Origin of the sequence: Moorena sp. SIO4A1 (assembly GCF_010672065.1) — a bacterium.
GTDB lineage: Bacteria > Cyanobacteriota > Cyanobacteriia > Cyanobacteriales > Coleofasciculaceae > Moorena.
Genome location: NZ_JAAHHX010000551.1, coordinates 1 through 1,683 on the forward strand (window position 1 = coordinate 1; position 1,683 = coordinate 1,683).

Sequence of the window (1,683 nt, forward strand, 5' to 3'; positions counted from 1 at the left end):
GGCCAAGGTCAATCCCATTTCCTCTCCCTTCCAAACACCCATCATATCTCCTTGGGGACTCCTGTTATACTCGCCCATGAAGCGCGGGAGACGGGGCTTATAAAGTGCGGACGCAGGTGACCCACAGGCCCCTTGGGAATTGGAGACTGAAACTCTTGCACTTTTCCAGCCGTTCCGCTATAAGATTGGTATTGGTAGCGGAAAGGTCGATGCTAACCCAAGTTAATAATCTTCGTTTAGACAGACAACAGATCTTGGCTCTTAGGCAAATGTGTCATTTGAGCAAGAACATGTTCAATGTAGGTTTATACAATGTCCGTCAGTATTTCTTTCAGGAACGCAAACATCTGCGGTACGAGGGTAATTATCATCACTCTAAAGAGAATGAGAACTACAAATTATTGCCGACGGACATTGCTCAACAAACGTTGAAAATTGTAGATAGATCCTTTAAGTCTTTCTTTGGTTTGCTAAAGCTAAATAAGAGTGGAGGTTACCAGGAAAAAGTGAGGCTTCCCAATTACTTACCCAAGGATGGTCATTTTCTTTTGGTTATCCCAGTAAGAAAGCGCGACTGGGATAAACTTCCCGGAAAGAACTGGTTATTTACCGTTCCTATGTCTCGTCAATTTAAAAAGGAGTACGGGGCAGTTCAATTTACTGTCCCAGAGAGGATAAGATCTAAGACTGTCAAGGAAATACGAATACTACCTAAATACAAAGCCAGGTATTTCGATGTTTGTTATTGCTACGAGGATGAGCCTGAGACAAAAGTAGAAAAAACTAGTGAAATCTTGGGCATTGATTTAGGACTTGATAATTTTGCCACGTGTGTTAGTACCACCCAAAAGTCATTTATTATTGACGGAAAAAAGATTAAGTCTGACAATCAATTTTACAATAAGCGCAATGCACTACTTCAATCTATCAAAGACTTACAAGGTATCAAAGCCTTAACTAATAGACAAGCCAGATTGCTTTGTTAGCGAAATCACAAAATCAGGGATTTCGCTAACAAAGCAGCTAGGTATGTCGTAAATTGGTGTAGGGAAAACAAGATCAGCAAGATTGTTATCGGGTACAACCCTGACCTAAAACAAAGGGTCAATATGGGCAAGCGAAACAATCAAAAATTCACCCAAATTCCGATTTATATGTTTAAGGACAAGCTGGAAAGCCTCTGTCAACGGTATGGGATTGAACTAGCTGAGCAAGAAGAGTCCTACACTAGTAAAGCGTCTAGTCTGGATCAGGATGAATTACCCGTCTGGAATGCTGATAACCCAAAAAAATACACATTCAGCGGGAAAAGAGTAAAGCGTGGATTATATCGAACCAGTAAAGGTTGGCTGATCAACGCTGATTGCAACGGAGCACTGAATATAATCCGCAAACATACAAGTAAGCCTAATGATTTTATCGGAGGGTGTAGAGGCTGTTTGGCTCAGCCGTTAAGGGTTTTCTACTCTTAAGAATCCCTCACTATAATCTTCGATGAGCGTGATGGGAGTGTCAACTAGGCTATGACTGTATTCCTAAAACGTGGCAAGTTCAAACGTTACTCAAGTTCTATGCAGATTATTCTCAGTACATCTATTGGAAACTGTCTAAAGCTAATCTTCAACGAGTGATAGGGAAAATCCGTGAAGCTTTAGCAAGTCTCAAGACACTCCAATTATCCAT

General features: G+C 41.1%; 2 protein-coding genes. Both read left to right on the plus strand.

The window, feature by feature from the left end:
- Window positions 1–290 precede the first annotated feature (290 nt).
- Complete coding sequence (locus F6K53_RS40520; RefSeq protein WP_293085820.1) at window positions 291–986, plus strand: transposase; 696 nt, start codon at window positions 291–293, stop codon at window positions 984–986.
- A gap of 12 nt (window positions 987–998) precedes the next feature.
- Window positions 999–1,472 (plus strand): transposase, encoded by a 474-nt coding sequence (locus F6K53_RS40525; RefSeq protein ID WP_293085822.1) that lies wholly within the window; start codon window positions 999–1,001, stop codon window positions 1,470–1,472.
- The last annotated feature ends 211 nt before the right edge of the window (window positions 1,473–1,683 follow it).